The sequence below is a fragment of the Salinibacterium sp. NG253 genome, assembly GCF_015864945.1.
Taxonomy (GTDB): domain Bacteria; phylum Actinomycetota; class Actinomycetes; order Actinomycetales; family Microbacteriaceae; genus Rhodoglobus.
This window is the reverse complement of the sequence record NZ_JADYWF010000002.1, coordinates 182,926-200,729: the sequence shown is the minus strand read 5'-3', so window position 1 is coordinate 200,729 and position 17,804 is coordinate 182,926. Positions and strand designations below refer to the sequence as shown.

Here is a 17,804-nt window from a genome sequence, read left to right as displayed (position 1 = left end):
AGAAAAGACCCCTCGCGCACCCGCCAGAGCCCGGTTACCCTTGCTACGTTTCCGTCCTGGGGGAATTGGCCTGGATGGCGCCACGCGAGGAGCCGCCCTCAGTCTACCCAAAATTATTGACCCTCGCGCGCCCGCGGCACTGCCCTAATCCAGAGTGTTGGGGACGCCGATTACCACTGGGCCGCCCACCCCGTTATGATCACTTGAGGCTGTTTGCGCTAACGCGCGTTCAACCTGTCAGGAGAATTCGCCTAGTGGCCTATGGCGCACGCTTGGAAAGCGTGTTGGGTGCAAGCCCTCGGGGGTTCGAATCCCCCATTCTCCGCACTTACCCCATTGTGATCGCCCACGCGAAAAAACGAAGGGAACGCCGTTGTCGACTAGGCCAGTGAGCCTCAAACCTCGCCGTGACGATCCTCGTCGTCGGCTCGTTCCGCCACTCTCACTATTTTGGCGTGGGTTTGTGGCTGGTCTTCTTTTCACCGTAGTAGTCTTCGGCGCACTTTATCTCCTCACAATCCCGGATGGGCCTTGGCTAGCGGTCGTGATCACTCAGGTGATCGCTCTAGCCGCTGCCACTCTCGCTGCCATCTCTTACTTTCGCATCGCTATCTGGATCGGTGCAGACTCGCCTCTCGTCACCGAGCGAGGCTTCCTCTTCGGCCGACTACGGCACTTCGATAAGTCAGAAGCCACGCTGATGGTGCGGTCAACGGTCTACACAAGCGATGGTTTGGAGTCGCGGGCCGAACTCTCCGTGATGGGCCACAATGGCCGTCGCCTGTTGCGCATGCGCGGGCAGTATTGGGCTCTCGAGGATTTCGAATTCGTCGCGTCCCAGTTCGATGTGCCGGTTGAAACGATTCCCGGCACCGTTTCCCACGGTGAAATTCGGCGCGATTACCCCGAAACCCTGTACACGTACGAGCGGTATCCCCTCCTCGTAGTCGCTATCGCGATTGGCACCACTGCCGCGGCCGCTGGCATCTTTGTCGCAGCGCTCACGGTAATCAACGCCCTCGCTCGTTAGCGGTAGCAGTGACTCCCCTTTAACGCACAAAAGCCGCAGTGCCGATGCCCTCTGGAGGGGCAACAGCACCGCGGCATTCGCGGCGAGGAGATCTGACTTAGCTCTTGACCGAGCCGCTCATCAGACCACCGATGAAGTACTTACCAAGCACGATGTACACGACCAGCGTGGGCAGCGATGCCAGCAATGCGCCCGCCATCGCGGCGCCGTAGTTGGCTAGTTGCGCGCCCTGAGCGAGGTTGTTGAGCGCGAGCGACACCGGCCCCTCATTCTGGTTCGACAGGAACAGCGCGAACAGAAAGTCGTTCCACGCTGAGGTGAACTGCCAGATGATCGTGACAACAAAGCCGGGAAGCGACAGCGGCAAGACGATGCTGCGGAACGTGCGCAGCATCCCCGAACCATCCATGCGAGCAGCCTCCATGAGCTCATGAGGGATGCCGGCGTAGTAGTTGCGGAAGATCAACGTACAGATCGGCAAACCATAAATCACGTGCACCACGAGCAGGGTGGAGACATCGCTCGGCAATCCGAGGCTGGTCTTCATCTGCACGAGCGGCGTCATGATCGCCTGGTACGGAATGAACATTCCGAACAGGATGAACGTGAAGACGACGTCGGCGTACGGGAAGCGCCAGCGGGCGAGAACGAAGCCGTTCATTGCTCCCAGGAACGACGCGATCAATGCTGCGGGAATCGCCAGCAAGAACGTGCGACCGATGGATGCCGACAGCGCGTTCCAGGCGAGAGCCCAGTTGTCGAAGCCGGTTGGTCCGCCCTCAAAGGCGGGTTCCCACGGCCAGCGAACCGGAAGCCCCCACGAGGTGGCGGGGTTGACGTCCTGTGGCGGCTTGAGGCTCGTGACGATCAGCACGTACACGGGCATCAGCACGATGACCAAGAAGAACACCAGCAGTACGTACTTCGCGGTGCGACTCAACCCAGCCCGCGCACGGATCGCCGAACTCTGCGGCATGTGCGACTCGGTAGTGGGTTCGCTTGGCTTTTTGTCGAGTCCAGTTGCGACACTCATCCTTGCCTCTTCTCTGCGCGAGCGGTGTAGATCAGGTAGGGGACGATTACGACGGCAACGAAGAGCAACAGGATCGTCGCGATAGTGGCCGACTTGGCGTAGTCGTTAGAGGTCAAGGCAACCCACAGGTAGGTGGCGGGAACCTCGGTCTGGTAGATCGACTTCGTGATCGCCATGATGAGGTCGAAGACCTTGAGCGACATGTGGCCCACGATGATGAGAGCCGACAGCGCGACGGGGCTGAGCTGGGGGAAGATCACGTAGCGGTAGAGCTTCCACTCGGTCGCGCCATCCATGCGGGCTGCTTCACGCAGCTCTTCAGGGATGCCACGGAAGCCCGAAAGGAAGAGCGCCATGACGTAGCCGGCGAGCTGCCAAATGGCGGGCAATGCAATGGCCGCCATGCCCCAGGTCGGATCGTTCCACCACGAGTTCTGGAGAAAGTCGAGACCGAGGTTCTCAAAGACCCGGTTGAGCCCGGATGCACGGTCACCCTCAGCACTGTTGAGCAACCAGCGCCAGACGACACCGGATGCCACGAACGAGATCGCCATGGGGAACAGGAACACCGAGCGGAAAACGCCCTCTGCGGTGACGCCCTTGTCGAGCATCCATGCCCACAAGAATCCGAAGATCATGGTGCCACCGATGAAGAAGAGGGTGAAGATACCCAGGTTCTGAAGCGAGTGGATGAAGCGCTCTTCGCCAAACAGAGCGATGTAGTTATCGAGTCCAACGAACTCAGTAGCGGGAACAAGACTGTTCCGGTTGCTGAGCGACACCGAGATGTTGGCGCCGATCAAGCCATAAACAAATATCCCGAGAACGATAATCGTCGGGGATATCAAGAGGAGCGGTGGGCCCCAGTTTTTATATCCTTTTTTCACGCGCGAGCTCCTCGGTTTGCACGGTAGTGGGTGGAGACGTCTCCGCCCCCACCCACTGTGTCTCGTAGTGCTAGTTAGCCCTGAGCCTTGTCAGCGGCAGCAACAAGTCCGGACAGGAGCGACGCTGCGTCGCGGTCAGCGCCGAACTTACCGATAGCCGAGGAGATGTCTCCCGACCAGGCGATGCTTGCTGCTGCACCGTGGGCGAGCGAGCTAACAACGGTGTCTTCGCCGAACGACTTGATAGCCGTCTGCTGGTACGCGGGGTAGTCAGAAGCGACCGTGTCGGTACGTGCCGGGATCGAACCCTTAGCGAGGTTGAATGCCTTCTGGCCTTCAGCCGAACTGATGGTCGTCAGCCAGTCAATGGCAGCCGCCTCGTGAGGAGCGCCTACCGAGAGGGTGAACGAGTCAGCGAGGAAGTCGAAGACTCCATCGGTGCCGGGGGTTGCCCAGGTGGTGTACTCGTTGTCGTAGGTCCAACCAGCCTGCTGGAATGCAGACTCGGCCCAGTCACCCATGACGTTGTATGCGGCGTTGCCATCAAGAACGATCTGCGTTGCAGCATCCCAGTCGAGGCCAGCGAAGTCGCTGTTGGTGTATTCGAGCAGGTCGCCGTAGTGACCGATTGCGGTCTCTACGCCAGCGTCATCCCAGGCCGTGTCGCCAGTCCAGAGTCCCGAGTAGCCCTCAGCGCCCAGGTCAGCGATGAGAACGTTTTCGAAGAGCTGCATCTGGGTCCACTCGGTTCCGAGGGCGAGAGGAGTCTCGACTCCGGCATCCTTGAGCTTCTTCAGGTCAACAAGCCAGGCGTCGATGTCGGCGGGAGCGGCCATCGGGTCGATCCCGGCATCCTCGAGCACCTGGGTGTTGGCCCAGACGACGTTGGCACGGTGGATGTTGCTGGGTACCGAGTAGATGGCACCGTCAACGGTGATGCGCTCGATCAGGCTCTCGGGGAAGACATCCGTGAGGCCGTTCTCTTGGTAGAACGAGCTGAGGTCCTGAAGCTGACCGGCGTTGATGTAGTCCGTGAGTTCTGCTCCGGCGTGGGCCTGGAACGTGTCCGGCGGGTCATTCGACTCGAGGCGTGATGCAAGAGCTGCCTTGGCGTTAGAGCCGGCACCGCCAGCTACAGACGCATTGATGAACTCAATGTCAGGGTTCTGCTCAGCGAATACCGTGACGAGAGCGTCAAGGCCGACCTTTTCTGATCCTGAGGCCCACCAGGTGAATACCTCAACCTGGTCAGCGTTGTCGGGGTCTGAGCTAGGGGTGCTCGAGCAGCCCGCAAGAACGAGGCCTAAGGCCACCGCCCCGGCGATAATGGAAAGTGGCTTACGCATTCTGTGTTCCTCCATTGGAATATGAGTGCTGTTCCGTTCAAGAAGTGAATCGGACGTTCACCAGTAAACTGTCTAACCGTTGGGTTTGACAAGTGAACGCAGCAACTTTTTCCACATTGGTATGGTCACAATTTGGCAACAGCAAGCTTATTTCGGTTCGTTGCCACCACCAATCGGAGTGGAATTCGTACTCAAGTTCCCCTAAAACACTGGGGTCTAGGCACGTTAGACCGCCCGGGCGTCCACCACGGCGCGCTCCGGATGTCGGTCGAAATTAGCGACGTTTAAGTGTCGAAAAAATCCCGCGAAGCACCTCGCGCACGACCGTCTGTCCAGTTCGTGAACCCAAGGCGTCACCCAAAACGTTGGGTTGCTTGCGCGTTGTCGTGCGTGTTGTGGTGCGCGACGTCGTCTTTTTATTCATGTCTTTGAGCGCTCGTTCGTAGTCGGCTTGCACCTTCGCCTGCTCTTTGGCCTGCGCCTTCGCGAGCTTCTCCGCGTCTTTGGCGGCAACCTTCGCGGCCGCTTCAGCCGCTTCTGCTGCCTCCGCCTTGGCGTCCGCTTCGGCCGCTGCATTCATCTTCACAGCCAACATTTCCCGCGCAGACTCGCGATCGATCGCGGTGCCGTACGTCACCATCAGCGGGGATGCCGCGACCGCAGCCTCCATCGTGGCGGCATCCGTCGGCGACATTGAGCCTTGTGGGGCACGCAACCGAGTCCACGCCACCGGGGTCGGAGCACCCTTTTCGTTCATGACAGTGATGATCGCCTCACCGGTGGCGAGGGACGTCAACACCTCGCCCAAGTCGTAACCCGACGTCGGGTAGGTCGACACTGTCGCTTTGAGCGCTTTTGCCGAGTCAGGCGTGTGGGCGCGCAGCTGGTGCTGGAAGCGGGATCCAATCTGCGCGAGCACATCGCTCGGCACATCCTTGGGCGTCTGCGTCACAAACACCACACCGACCCCCTTGGAACGGATCAGCCGAACCGTTTGCGTGATCGATTCGATGAAGTCCTTCGACGCATCGTTGAACAACAAATGAGCTTCATCAAAGAAGAACACCAGTTTGGGCTTATCGATGTCGCCCACTTCAGGGAGGTCGTTAAAGAGGTCGGCAAGAAGCCACATCAAGAACGTCGAGAAGAGTGCCGGTTTGTTGCTCACGCCCGGCAGCTCGAGCAGGCTTACGATGCCCTTGCCCTCGGCGTTGGTGCGCAGAAAAATCGAGGTATCGATCTCGGGCTCGCCAAAGAACTCGTCGGCACCCTCGTTCGCAAAGCCAATGAGCTCGCGCAGGATGACGCCGGCCGTCGCAGAGGACAACCCGCCTAGATTCTTCAACTCGGCCTTGCCATCATCGCTCAACAGGTATTGCACAACAGCGCGCAAATCACTCAGGTCAACCAGCGGCAGACCGGTCTGATCGGCGTAGTGGAAAATCAGGCCCAGGCTCGATTCTTGGGTGTCATTGAGGCCGAGCACCTTCGAGAGCAACAATGGCCCAAAGCTGGAAACTGTCGCACGAATGGGAACGCCGATGCCCTTACCGCCGAGCGTGAAATATTCGGTCGGGGATGCCGCGGGCTGCCAGTCTTGCCCGATCGACTCGGTGCGCTCCAGCAACTTCTCGCTCGAACTGCCTGCCGTAGCAATACCCGAAAGGTCACCCTTGATATCGGCGGCGAAGACCGGAACCCCGGCGGCCGACAACTGCTCGGCAAGCACCTGCAGCGTCTTCGTTTTACCTGTTCCAGTAGCACCAGCCACCAAGCCGTGACGGTTAAGCATCGCAATCGGAATGCGCACGGGAACATCAGCGAGCGCATCTCCATTGACGAGAGCGCCCATCTCAAGCACGTCACCCTCGAACGCGTAGCCCTCGCGAATCTCGGTCACCTCGGCCGCGTTGAGAGGCCCGTCACCAGAGTCAGTGGTCTTAGTTGGTTGTGCCGCGGCGGGCTTAGCTGCGGCCGATTTCGCGGCAGCCGCTTCAGCGCCAGTAGCTTCCGGCGCGGTCTCGGCAGCGGCTTCGGCGGTTGCCGCCTCCGACGCTTCGGCAGCCGCTTGCTCGGCGGCGAGCGCGGCCTCCGCCGATGCCAGTTCGGCAGCCGCGAGCGCAGCCTGTGCCTCCGCTAGGGCTTTCTTGGCTGCTTCTACTTGGGCTGCGGCATCCGTCATGCTTCTAGCCTACGGAGTGAGGTCGCCTAGCGCGCTTTTTGATGCCGAATTGTGTGTCTTCAGTCGCCAAGAGATGCGCGAAGGGCGCCCACACGATAACGCCGACACCGATACCAACGAGTGCGCCGCCGATGGTGTCGCTGAGCCAGTGAGCGCCGAGATACGTGCGGCTCAGAATCATCAGGATCGTGTACACGATGCCGACGACCAGCACCCATCGCCGCTGCAACAGGATGATCAACACGACCGAGAGCGTCGCCGCGTTGGCTACATGCCCCGAGGGGAATGAACCGAGGTCAGCGGTCACCAAGATCTCGTCGGGACGAGCACGGCCATAGAACGACTTGAGCAACTGAACAACGCCGGCGCTCAATGCTGATGCCAGCAAAAAGTACAGAGCAGCCCAGCGACGTTTCACCAGAAAGAAAGCGAGTGCTCCTCCGAGCGGTACCACGAACACCCCAAACCAGCCGCCACCCAAGAAATTCATTGCTAAGGCCGGCACGGTAAAGATATCGGCTCGGATGCTCAGCAGATCGTCGAGCACCAACTGGTCGAGGCTCAGCACGCCGTCTCGTGTCGCGATCAGCACGCCGAGGAGCACCGCGAGCACTAGCGCGCTCACGCCGCTGATGAGAGGCCACCGCCGCGTAATCTGACGGGCTTCTGCGGGCGAAATTTCAGAGTTCACCGGTTCACGCTACCGGATGAATCTTCGCGACTGCCGAGACAATCCGCGGCTGTCAGCCTTTTGTGAGACTCAATACCGCTCGCGATGCCTAGCGCGATAGCGCGGGCACGGAGCGTGGACGGATGACGGTCCACATGACGATGATCGACACGATTGCGGTGCTCCCCATCACAATGCCCATCGGGATTGCGTTGGTGATTCCGAAGGCGCCGACGATGGGTGAGGTGAGTCCGGCAAGGCCAAAGTTTACGGCGCCCAACACTGACGCCGCCGTCGCTGCTTCTCCCCCGTGGTTGGCGAGCGCCAACACTTGAGTGCAGGGGAACGAGAAGCCGCAGGACATCACGAAGAAGAACAGGGGAATCAGCACCGTAATGAGATCGCCGTTTACAATGTCGAGGAACACGATCGTGGATGCCGAGAGCAGCAGCATCACTCCGGAGCCTGCAAGAATCCACTGCGGCCCGATGAATCGCATCAGGAATGCTGCGGACTGGACTCCGATCACGACCCCCACCGAGTTCACGGCGAAGACAAGACCGAACGCTTGAGGATCAAGACCGTAGACGTTCTGCAACAGGAACGGAGATGAGGCGAGGTACGCGAAAAGCCCGGAGAAGGTCATTCCCGCGATGATCGCCGTGCCCACGAACACCCGATCAGTGAAGAGCGCCTTGTAGCGTTGCCCTGCCGTAGCATGGCCGAGATCTCGTCGCCGGGCTGGCGGCAAGGTTTCAATAATAAGGAACCACGCCGCTATCAATACCAAACCGGCGTAGATCGCCAAGAAGACGAACATTCCACGCCACGGGGTGATCAGCAGAAGCTGAGACCCGATGAGTGGAGCCAAGATGGGCGCAAGTCCCTGCACGAGGGCAAGGCGTGACAGCATCCTCACCAGAGGAAGCCCACCGAAGAGGTCACGCACGATTGCCATGGTGACAACAGCACCCGCCGCCGCCCCCATTCCTTGGATAAGCCGAAAGACGAAGAGCAGCTCGATATTGGCCGCGAGGGCAACTCCGACACTCGCCATCAAGTGAACGCTGGTGGCAACGAGAAGCGGCAGTCGTCGACCGATCCGGTCGCTCAGCGGGCCAACAATCAGTTGTCCCAGCGCGAAGCCAAGTGTCGTTGCTGTCAACGTGAGCTGCACTATGGCAGCAGTCGTGTCGAGATCCGCTTCAATGAGCGGGAACGCCGGCAAGTACAGGTCAACGGTGAACGGCCCGAGCGCAGTGAGCGCACCAAGCACGAGAACATACACAAGCCGTTGACGTGCAGAGAGTGAGTCACCGGGATGAACGACGGTAGTCAAGCGATTCCTAGCTAAGAAAGGGCCCGGTTGTGGGCGCGGCAAAATTGTGATGCCCGCAACCCCGAGGGCTCCCCCAGCCTACGCCCAGCACACGCCACACCGGCACCCGCGCCAGCAGTGGTCTCCGAGAGGATGTGTGCGACCCGTCAGTCGGTACGGTTCTGCTCCGCGTACAACCGCGAGTACTCGCCACCGCGCGTGATCAGCTCAGCGTGTGTTCCCCGCTCGACAATCGCGCCGGCGACCACAACAAAGATCACATCAGCTGAACGTACCGTCGACAGCCGGTGCGCGACCGCGATGGTGGTTCGACCCCGCGAAGCAGTGTCGAGGGCGGCTTGCACGATGCGCTCGGAGATCGAGTCCAACGCACTCGTTGCTTCGTCAAGGATCAGCACCCCAGGATCTTTGAGCAGCACACGCGCAATTGCGATGCGCTGCTTCTCGCCGCCCGAAAGCCGGTAACCACGCTCCCCTACCGTGGTGGCGTAACCGTCGGGGAACGACATGATCGTCTCGTGGATGTTGGCGGCACGGGCCGCGGCTTCGATCTGCTCGGTAGTCGCATCCGGTCGCGCGTAGGAAAGGTTCTCGGCGATGCTCGCGTGAAACAGATAGGTCTCTTGGCTCACTATGCCGATGTTGCGAATGAGGGAATCTTGAGTGAGGTCCTTGACGTCATCCCCGGCAAAGAGCACGCGCCCGTCGCTCGCTTCGTGCAGGCGCGGGATCAAATACGACACCGTGGTTTTGCCGGCACCGGACGGGCCGACAAACGCCGCGTACTGTCCGGCCTCAATCGAGAAGCTCACCGAGTCGAGCGTGGGTCTCGTGGATGCGTCGGCATCCGGATAGCGGAACGTCACGTTGTCGAAAGCGACCGCTCCGAGCTTGTCTGTGTTTACCTGGTGGGCGTCAGCCTTGTCGGTAATCGCGGGCTTGAGGTCGAGGTATTCGAAGATGCGCGCGAAGAGTGCCGATGACGTTTGAAGGTCGAGCGCCACACGCATGAGACCAAGAAGAGGGAACATGAGGCGTGCCTGCACGGTGGTGAAGGCAACGATCGTCCCGGCGGTCACGTCAACGCCACCAGTAATAAGGTACGCCGCGACCATATAGACAATCGCCGGGATGACCGACAGGAAGATGTTGACGGTGGCGAAGAACCACTGACCACTCATCTGCTGGCGCACCTGCAGATCGACCTGCTGTTCGTTCTCGTCGGAGTACCGCTGAGTCTCGATGTCTTGCTGATTGAAGCTCTTGGAGAGCAGGATGCCCGAGACGCTCAGTGACTCTTGAGTGATCGCCGTCATGTTGCTGAGCGACTCTTGGGTCTTGGTAGCGATGCGCGCACGGATTTGCCCGACACGTCGTTGAGCAATCACAATGCCGGGGAGCACGATGATTGCGACCACGGTGAGCTGCCAGCTGAGCACAAGCATGCTGATGAACGCGGCAATCACCGTAACGGTGTTGCCGATGACGCTCGACACGGTGTTGTTGAGCACACCGGCGACTCCACCGACATCGTTTTGGAGCCGAGATTGGATGACGCCCGTCTTCGTGCGGGTGAAGAACGCCAGTTCCATACGCTGCAGCTGGTCGAAGAGGCGCACCCTAAGTGCTCCCATGACCTTATTGCCGACTGTCGCGGTGAGATACGTCTGCCAGACACCGAGCGCGGCAGAGGCTACCCAGAGCACGATCATGGTGCTGACGAGTTGTGTCAGCACCGGGATGTTAGGGGTTCCTGCTGTCGGGAAGAGGCCCTCGTCGAACGCTTGCTTGGTGAGAAGCGGCGGCAACACACTAATGGCGGCGCCGATCAGCACCAGAGTGATGGTGAGCGTGAGCGCTGGCTTGTGAGGCTCAAAGAGTTGAGCGATGCGCCCGAGGAGGTGGGGAATCTTGGGGGCTGCAGCGTTTTCTGCTTTTTGGGCGGAATAGTCTCCGCCACTGACTCGGCCACCGCGCCGCGGGCCACCTACTGTGCTCATGATTCGAGCCTAGTTTGCAGTTTTGCCCTTAACGGCCAATCGCACAGCGCCCGAGTGCGCTGTGCGAGAAACCTCACAAAGGGAGTTCGGCGGGCAACTAGGGTTGCCCGCCGAACAGTCAGGATCAGTTTCCGCGAACTACCGAACGTCGTCGCGCAACGCTGAACCCTACGAGCACCAATCCGAGCTGCAGGAACCCGAGTCCAGCCAGTGTCGGAACGATTGTGCTCGAGCCTGTGTATGCCAGGGTAGGCAGGTCAACTGAGGAAGGCACCGTGGTCGGTGGCTCCTCGGGAGGAAGCGGCAAAGTAGGCAGCTCACACACTTCGAGTGTCACTTCGCTCTGGCTGACAAGCTCCATGTCGGAACTTGCAACGGTCACGATGTAGGTGTCCCCGTTGGGAACATTCTCGATTGTGATCGTTCGAGTCGGCATGTCGGCTTCGAAGGTGACCGGAGCGACACCTTCAACAGCGTCGCCGGTCGACTTCGTGACCACGGTAACCGTGTAGTTCTCTCCAACGAAGAGGTTGTCTGCCGTTACTTCAATGCTCGAATCTCCGCCAGCGGTGCACTCTACCTGCGAGCCGAGAACAGCGGGCATTTGCGGGCAAGCATCCAAGTACATGTCTGCCGCGGCAGTCACACTCGGATTCGACTTGGTGTCCGTCACTACGACTCGGTAGGTGTTGTCGGGCTCAAGGCCGTCGAACGTGAACTTCTGAGCGGTACCGGAGCTGGAGTCGAGCGACTGAGCGTCGACTGCAACGTTGTCGAGCATAAGCGTGACCTTGTAGTCGCGACCAGCTGCGTAGTTGGAAACAGTCGCGGTGATCGCTGCGTCGCCTCCGGGAACGGTGCACTGCTCTGCAGCCAATTCGACCGTGGTCTCGTTGGTGGCGCAGGGCAGGAGTGTTGCGGTAGTGCTATTCGTGTATTCCGACTGCGCCGCATCCGTCACCGTAGCGGTGTACTTGCCTTCGGCAAGACCGGTGAGAGTGGCGTCGTAGCGGTCGGTCGTTGCAACGTAGTTGTTCTCAGAAAGAACCGGCTGCTGGGAACCGTCGGTGATGACGATGTTGTAAGTGCGGCCAGGAACCAAACCATCAACGGCGAACGTAATCTCGCCCGCTGCATCAGAGGAAACAACGTCACACTGCGTAGCGATCAAAGTGAGCCCGCCAATTTCACCGGGGCAGGGAAGGAACGTGTGCGTGTTGCTCTTCAACGGTGTCGCGTCTGCTTCACGGGTATCAACGATTGTCGCGTAGTAAGTAGCTGACGGCGTTGCGGGTGAGTTGTAGACCCCGCTGGTCGCATCTGCAGTGAAGGTGTTGCTGTCTACGACTGCGTCGGAAGCGGCGTTGACGATGTCGATGCGGTACTCACGGCCGATAACGAGATCGCTCACGTTGACCTTGAGTGAAGCGCCTTCACCAGGCACGGTGCATTCGTTCGCGAGGATTGCGATACCAGCAACTTCGGGGCAGGGAACCGAATGAACGGTCTTGCAGGCCACAAGTGAGCGGTTGGTCGTGTCAGTAATCGTGACGGTGTAGGTGGGGCCGGCGGCCGTTCCCTCCCAGGTGTAGCTTCCCGTGGTTTGCTTCGGCGTGTACTTGACCGTCTGGCTGTGGCCAGAAGAATCGGACAGCGTTACTTCGTACGTGCGGTTCGCGACGAGATCTTTGAACTCTGCAGTGATGTCGGTTGAGCCACCGGGAACCTCACAACGGGGAGCGGTTACGCTGACGATGCTCTGCGCAACGCACGGCTCGGACGTCTTGGTCCACGTGCGGTTCCAGCTCGTGTGAGTGGGGTTGTTCCACGCGGTTACCGAGGCAGTGAAGGTGTGAGCCTCAGTGGAGTTCGGGAAAGCGAAGAAGTGCGAACCGTTCTTGCTGAACTCGATAACCTGCTGCTTGCCACCCTCAAGTTGGAACTTGATGAGGTTCTGCTGGCCTTCGCCCGAGCCACTAGCGGCGTAATAGAGGCCAGTGACAGTCACGCCTTCACACGTAACTTCGATGCTTGGCGTGTGGGCTTCGGCTGCGGAGGAGACAGAAACAACTGCCAGTCCTGAACCGACCACAAGCGCGAGAGCGACCATGGCAGAAACGCCACGCATGTCTCGCAACGACCAGAGCTTGCGCTTCTGGCCAGTGGCCTTATCGAATCGGGGGCTTCGATTTGCGGCGCGCCAGCGCGCCAAAAAGTTATTCACTTCGGGTTTCGCTCTCGGGTAACGAGCGACCTGGAACTATTCGAACCAATGCGCTGGGGGGCGCGTTAGCCCGGCGGGGGATTCCGGGTAGCTCTATCGGGATATGTCACACGTTCGGGGGTCAAGAATGCGACGTGCCTATTATGGGGGGTCATCGAGAATGAATGCAAGCGCGACGCGCAGAAGGAGTAGTCTGTAGACTCTCGCGTCACCCACCCGACCAGGCGAGATCATTCGAACTCATCGAGACTGTGGTCTCGAAGGGGGGAACACAGCAATGGCGACAGTAGACGTGAGCGCGCTCGAACGCGCTTTTGATGCTGCCCGCTCCACCGGTGACTTCACACTCGCACTGCACGAATTGCGCGAAGCTTGGCCGCAGGTGGTCAGCACTGCGGGTGCATCGCTACGCACGATGCTCGATTTCACCCCCGACGAGTTGTGGCACAGTGATCCTTGGCTAATCACGTGTTACGCGTCAAGTTTCCGCTCCGCAGACACTGCGAGCCGCACCACGGCACTCCCGTACTACGAGGCCGCCTTCGCTCTGCTTACCCCTGAGACTCCCGCCTTCGTGCGCGCCACCCTTTACGTGCGCTACGCGGCAGCCCTGCGATCTCTTGGCCGTCTGAATGACGCTCTGGCCGCGATCACGAGCGCGAGCGCGATCGCAGATAGCCGCGATGTCATCCCGCTCGCTCGGCGTGTTCCGCTCACCGCAGAAATCGCGCTCCAACGGGGTGCGATAGCCCTTCATGGCGGCGACTTTGACCGCGCCAAGGCAGACTTCCGGTTGGCCGGGTCGCTAGCCGAAACAAATTTGAGTGTCGCTAACCAGCTTGAAGTCTTCGGATGTCTCGCCCTCATCCAGTTCCTCATGGGCGACTTTGAGCATGCCCTCAGCTACGTCGCTAGAGCCGAATCAACGGGCGCAAGCCCTGCGTTGCGCGACAGCAGATTCAACGCGCCCGCTCTGATAACCGAGCTACTGATCGGGGTCATGCAACGCGGCACAGACGCGGTTGGTCCGCTCGTGAGCAGAGTGCAGGAAGCCATTCGCGAGAGTGATTGGGAAGCTCTCGGACTCTACGCGCAAGCTTTTACGGAACTCTTCGTCGGGAATGCCCACGAGGGTCTCGAAAAACTTCGTTCAGCGCTCTTTGCCCTCGATGAGTGGCAACCCGTCGGCTTCGTGGACGCCGAGATCCGCGGACTCCGCGCTGCCGCTTTTCTGCAACTCGGCGATAGCGGAGCTGCGTGGGATGTGCTTGCGACGCTCTCCCCCACCCAGCACCACACTGTGTGCCCGAGCCGGCTTGTAGCTCACCTTCGCTTCGTTACCGGCGACGCTCGAGGTGCGCTGGACGCCCTTCGCGAATGCGAGTCCATGGGAGATAATCACTCAAGTCGGACTCTCGCGGATGTGTTCCTCGTCAAGGCTGCGGCGAACCTTTCGCTCGGCGGCGAAGAACAATCGGATGTCGCTTTCGACCGCGCACTGCGCTTGGCTGCCCGCAACCGCATGCACAGCCCATTCCGCCTGATTCCGAGCGAAGTGGTTCAAGCGATGCTCACTCGTGCGTCGACACGAAGCCAACCTCTTGAAGTCGGCGCTCTCATCAAACGACTCGACGGCCTCACCGTCGTTCTCGCACCACGCGACTCGCTCGCCCTCAGCGACCGAGAGCGCTCGATCGCCCGCGAGCTTGTACGCGGGAGTAGCTCATCAGAAATCGCGGAAACACTGTTCATTTCGGTGAATACAGTGAAATCGCACCTCAAGAGTATTTACCGAAAGCTGGGGGTGACATCGCGGGTCGAAGCGATTCACAAATCTCGCGAGCTCGGTCTTCAAGTGGATATCACCCGCGACTAACCCTCTATTCACCCTCACCGCTGTTGCTGCCTCAGTTTCACCTCGATACATTAGTGAGACCACTTCCGCTAGCCCCGTATTCTTTACGCGCCTAGCGGTCTCGTGCCGAAACATCCGCCTCCGGAACCTGATCCCTGGTGTCAACGGATTCGGCACGTTGGTGGGGCGCTCGGCTGGTTACCAGGCGCCCCACCCCCTCTCTCAGCGGTTCTTCCCCGAGACACTTCCCCTGTTTGCACAGCGTGTGCTCTGCACGCGGGCGTTTGAGCGTCCCGGCAAACGCGTACGCCAGACGCTTTTATCGCGTCTCAACCGCCCGTGAGCGCTCCCAGAGCACTTTCCCTGCGACCGCCACCACCGCACGCAAGCGTGAGGCAGTCTCCATGTGCATCCGCGCGCCAGCTGCGCACGGTGATTAACGCAGAAAGGCGCCACCCCGAAGGGTGACGCCTTTCTGGCAAGTAAGTCTCTAACGAGACTCGAACCTAGTTAAAGGATTCGACTACTTAAGGGTTACGGTTGCGCCGGCTTCTTCAAGAGCAGCCTTTGCCTTCTCAGCGGTCTCCTTGTTTGCACCCTCGAGTACAGCCTTGGGAGCGCCGTCAACGACTGCCTTCGCCTCTCCGAGACCGAGGCTCGTGAGTGCGCGCACCTCCTTGATAACCTGGATCTTCTTCTCGCCAGCAGCTTCGAGGATGACGTCGAAGGAATCCTTCTCTTCAACCTCTTCAGCAGCAGCAGCAGGTGCAGCAGCAGCAGCAACCGGAGCAGCAGCGGTAACTTCGAAGACCTCTTCGAACTTCTTAACGAAGTCGCTGAGCTCGATGAGGGTCAGTTCCTTGAAGGCCTCGATGAGGTCGTCGCTTGACATTTTCGCCATGATTTTCTCCTATATTTCTTAAGCTAATTAACCCGCGCGTTACTGCGCGGAATCCTGCTTCTCGCGCAGCGCGTCGACCGTGCGAACGGCCTGAGCGAGCGGTGCGTTGAACAGATACGCGGCGCCGAACAGTGAAGCCTTGGCTGCTCCAGCAAACTTCGCAAGGAGCACCTCCCGACTTTCCAGTGCGGCCAGCTTGGTGACCTCTTCAGCGGTGAGCGCGTTACCGTCAAAGTAACCACCCTTCACCACGAGAAGAGGGTTTGCCTTGGCAAAGTCACGCATAGCCTTCGCAACGGCGACAGGGTCTCCGTGTACGAATGCGATTGCAGACGGACCAACGAGCTCTTCGTCGAACGACGAAATGCCTGCTGCGTTAGCTGCAATCTTTGTCAGCGTGTTCTTCACCACGGCGTATGTTGCGTGCTCACTGATTGACTTGCGCAGCGTCTTGAGCTGGGCAACAGTGAGTCCGCGATACTCGGTTAGCAGAACGGCGGTCGAGTTGCGGAAAAGATCCGTAAGCTCGGCGACCGATGCTTCCTTGTTCGCCATGGTGCTCCCTACTGGTTGATGTGTGTCTGCCTCAGAGCCGCACGGAAGTGTAAAGAGTGGCTGGAGAAAAGAAAAAGCTCCGGCCCTGCTGCGCTAACGCAGAGGCACGGAGCTGAGTTGCGGCCAGAACTGGCCGGAAAACTACTTCACACACCTGCGCTGGCCTTCGTTTTCACGAACTTCGATCACACACACTTTCGTGCGTGCAAACGACCGGCGGTCTTTGGCTTCGATAAGAGTACGTGATGGGGAGCATCTGCGCAAACCAGCAGGAGACCAGCCGGAAGCCAAGGCTAAAGAATAACGCCCGCCGGCAGCTCAATGCGGAATACCGTATTGCCAGGCTCACTGGTAACTGAGCTCGAACCGCCATGCGCCTCGATCACCGCAGCAACGATAGCGAGGCCCAGCCCAGTGCTTCCCGCAGCGCGCGAGCGTGAACTGTCTCCGCGGACGAAGCGTTCGAAGACTGTCGCCTGCAACTCCTTGGCAATGCCAGGACCGGTGTCTCGGATTTCGATGACGGCGCGACCTGCCTCCAACATCAAGCACGCGGTAACCGTGGTGCCCGCAGGAGTATGCACTCGCGCATTGGCGAGCAGGTTGGCGACGACCTGATGCAAACGGGCGCTATCGCCACTGACCACTATTGCGTCATCCGGAAGCTCCAGCTCCCACACATGGTCGGGGCCAGCCACGTGGGCATCCCCCACCGCGTCAATGAGGAGTCGCGAGAGATCGACGGAGGCATGCTCCACAGGCGCAGCTTCATCAAGTCGGGCCAACAGGAGCAAGCTTTCAACGAGGCCGGTCATGCGCACAGACTCTGACTCGATGCGGCCGATCGCGTGAGCAACGTCATCCGGAATCTCATGGCTGCCGCGGCGAGTGAGCTCGGCATAGCCACGAATCGAGGCCAGAGGCGTACGCAGCTCATGGCTGGCATCCGCCACAAAGGAACGCACCTTTTTTTCACTGGCTTCACGAGCAGAGAGAGCGGATGCCACATGCTCCAGCAGTCGGTTAAGAGCGGATCCCACCTGCCCCACTTCGGTGCGCGGGTCGGCGTCATCGGCCGGGACTCGTTCTGCGAGCGCGACAGCACCGCGATCAAGTTGGAGCTCAGACACCCGTGTTGCGGTGCTCGCGACTCGCTCAAGCGGGCGAAGGGCGAAGCGCACGGCGATTGCTCCAGCAATGGCGGCAATGACGATTGCGAGCAGGCCGATACCGACAACGAGCGTGGTGAGTTGGAGCACTGTCGCGCGCACGTCAGACAGTGGCAGGGCGACAATGAGCGACTCCCCGGTTGCCGCATTGTGCGATGCGATAGCTCGGTAGTCGCCGAGGTCGCCTCCCAGAGAAACAGTCGTGGGTTCGTCAATTTCTGCAAGGGCAGCCAGAATCTCGAGTTGCTCGTCTGTGAGCGGCGCCGAGGCTCCCCTGTTGCCAAGGACACCCGCGGTGATCTGACCGCTGGAGCTCACGAGCCCCGCAATGGTGCCCTCGCTCTGCCCGGGGAGCGCGAGGTAATCCCGCGCGGGTGGCGGCTGAGCCGGATCATTGGTGTCACGGATATCGAGGGCACCCTGAGAACGGTTCGCGGCCGACTCAAGCTGGACGTCGAGCCGATTCACGAGAAAACCCTGAAGCGCAAGAACACTGACAACACCGATAAGAACCGCTGCGAGCGCGATAAGAGCGGCGCTGCCAAGCACTAAACGATTGCGGAGACTCAGCGGTGGACGCCGCGTGCCCGGAGCCCGGACCTCTCGAGGCCTG

The 17,804-nt window shown here is 60.0% G+C and carries 13 protein-coding genes, 1 tRNA gene and 1 other RNA gene; 3 read left to right on the top strand and 12 right to left on the bottom strand.

Annotated elements, in window-relative coordinates; all coding sequences use genetic code 11:
* Positions 1 to 97, bottom strand: an RNA gene (ffs, locus tag I6E52_RS10900) — signal recognition particle sRNA small type.
* Positions 98 to 240: 143 nt separating this feature from the next.
* Between ffs and I6E52_RS10895 the strand changes: the two genes are divergently transcribed.
* Positions 241 to 325 (top strand) — tRNA-Ser (locus I6E52_RS10895).
* A gap of 63 nt (positions 326 to 388) precedes the next feature.
* Complete coding sequence (locus I6E52_RS10890; protein ID WP_307842509.1) at positions 389 to 1,030, top strand: hypothetical protein; 642 nt, start codon at positions 389 to 391, stop codon at positions 1,028 to 1,030.
* A gap of 97 nt (positions 1,031 to 1,127) precedes the next feature.
* On the opposite strand, the gene I6E52_RS10885 is transcribed toward I6E52_RS10890, so the two are convergent.
* The 8 genes from I6E52_RS10885 to I6E52_RS10850 all read right to left on the bottom strand — a co-directional run bounded on the left by I6E52_RS10885 (position 1,128) and on the right by I6E52_RS10850 (position 12,711).
* Positions 1,128 to 2,063 (bottom strand): carbohydrate ABC transporter permease, encoded by a 936-nt coding sequence (locus I6E52_RS10885; protein WP_129073070.1) that lies wholly within the window; start codon positions 2,061 to 2,063, stop codon positions 1,128 to 1,130.
* Positions 2,060 to 2,950, bottom strand: a complete 891-nt coding sequence (locus I6E52_RS10880; RefSeq protein ID WP_129073069.1) for a carbohydrate ABC transporter permease — start codon at positions 2,948 to 2,950, stop codon at positions 2,060 to 2,062. The genes I6E52_RS10885 and I6E52_RS10880 overlap by 4 nt, the downstream gene beginning before the upstream one ends.
* A 74-nt stretch (positions 2,951 to 3,024) precedes the next feature.
* On the bottom strand, positions 3,025 to 4,296 hold the full coding sequence (locus I6E52_RS10875) for an ABC transporter substrate-binding protein (RefSeq protein ID WP_197157341.1): 1,272 nt from the start codon (positions 4,294 to 4,296) through the stop codon (positions 3,025 to 3,027).
* A 274-nt stretch (positions 4,297 to 4,570) separates the two neighbouring features.
* Positions 4,571 to 6,478, bottom strand: a complete 1,908-nt coding sequence (locus tag I6E52_RS10870) for a helicase HerA-like domain-containing protein (RefSeq protein WP_197157339.1) — start codon at positions 6,476 to 6,478, stop codon at positions 4,571 to 4,573.
* A 4-nt stretch (positions 6,479 to 6,482) separates the two neighbouring features.
* Positions 6,483 to 7,169, bottom strand: coding sequence for a phosphatase PAP2 family protein (locus I6E52_RS10865; protein ID WP_307842508.1), 687 nt, complete (start codon positions 7,167 to 7,169; stop codon positions 6,483 to 6,485).
* Between the two features lie 88 nt (positions 7,170 to 7,257).
* Positions 7,258 to 8,487: a multidrug effflux MFS transporter gene (locus I6E52_RS10860; protein WP_197157337.1), complete on the bottom strand. Its 1,230-nt coding sequence runs from the start codon at positions 8,485 to 8,487 to the stop codon at positions 7,258 to 7,260.
* Between the two features lie 146 nt (positions 8,488 to 8,633).
* Positions 8,634 to 10,487: an ABC transporter ATP-binding protein gene (locus I6E52_RS10855; protein WP_197157335.1), complete on the bottom strand. Its 1,854-nt coding sequence runs from the start codon at positions 10,485 to 10,487 to the stop codon at positions 8,634 to 8,636.
* A 124-nt stretch (positions 10,488 to 10,611) separates the two neighbouring features.
* Positions 10,612 to 12,711 carry an RTX toxin gene (locus tag I6E52_RS10850; protein WP_197157333.1) on the bottom strand — a complete coding sequence of 700 codons (2,100 nt, stop codon included), beginning with the start codon at positions 12,709 to 12,711 and terminating at the stop codon, positions 10,612 to 10,614.
* A 277-nt stretch (positions 12,712 to 12,988) separates the two neighbouring features.
* Here I6E52_RS10850 and I6E52_RS10845 point away from each other — a divergent pair, with 277 nt between their 5' ends.
* Positions 12,989 to 14,587, top strand: a complete 1,599-nt coding sequence (locus tag I6E52_RS10845; RefSeq protein WP_197157331.1) for a helix-turn-helix transcriptional regulator — start codon at positions 12,989 to 12,991, stop codon at positions 14,585 to 14,587.
* Between the two features lie 502 nt (positions 14,588 to 15,089).
* Here the strand turns inward: I6E52_RS10845 and rplL are convergent.
* The 3 genes from rplL to I6E52_RS10830 all read right to left on the bottom strand — a co-directional run bounded on the left by rplL (position 15,090) and on the right by I6E52_RS10830 (position 17,740).
* Entirely contained in the window at positions 15,090 to 15,467 is a 378-nt protein-coding gene (gene rplL, locus I6E52_RS10840; RefSeq protein WP_197108011.1) for a 50S ribosomal protein L7/L12, read from the bottom strand.
* Positions 15,468 to 15,506: 39 nt separating this feature from the next.
* On the bottom strand, positions 15,507 to 16,022 hold the full coding sequence (gene rplJ, locus I6E52_RS10835) for a 50S ribosomal protein L10 (RefSeq protein WP_197126066.1): 516 nt from the start codon (positions 16,020 to 16,022) through the stop codon (positions 15,507 to 15,509).
* A 293-nt stretch (positions 16,023 to 16,315) separates the two neighbouring features.
* Positions 16,316 to 17,740: an ATP-binding protein gene (locus tag I6E52_RS10830; RefSeq protein ID WP_307842507.1), complete on the bottom strand. Its 1,425-nt coding sequence runs from the start codon at positions 17,738 to 17,740 to the stop codon at positions 16,316 to 16,318.
* Positions 17,741 to 17,804: the final 64 nt, after the last annotated feature.

Bases quoted from the DNA above. Each gene is read 5' to 3' on its own strand.
- rplL (WP_197108011.1), bottom strand. From the start codon at position 15,467: ATGGCGAAAATGTCAAGCGACGACCTCATCGAGGCCTTCAAGGAACTG.
- rplJ (WP_197126066.1), bottom strand. From the start codon at position 16,022: ATGGCGAACAAGGAAGCATCGGTCGCCGAGCTTACGGATCTTTTCCGC.
- I6E52_RS10885 (WP_129073070.1), bottom strand. From the start codon at position 2,063: ATGAGTGTCGCAACTGGACTCGACAAAAAGCCAAGCGAACCCACTACC.
- I6E52_RS10855 (WP_197157335.1), bottom strand. From the start codon at position 10,487: ATGAGCACAGTAGGTGGCCCGCGGCGCGGTGGCCGAGTCAGTGGCGGA.
- I6E52_RS10870 (WP_197157339.1), bottom strand. From the start codon at position 6,478: ATGACGGATGCCGCAGCCCAAGTAGAAGCAGCCAAGAAAGCCCTAGCG.
- I6E52_RS10875 (WP_197157341.1), bottom strand. From the start codon at position 4,296: ATGCGTAAGCCACTTTCCATTATCGCCGGGGCGGTGGCCTTAGGCCTC.
- I6E52_RS10845 (WP_197157331.1), top strand. From the start codon at position 12,989: ATGGCGACAGTAGACGTGAGCGCGCTCGAACGCGCTTTTGATGCTGCC.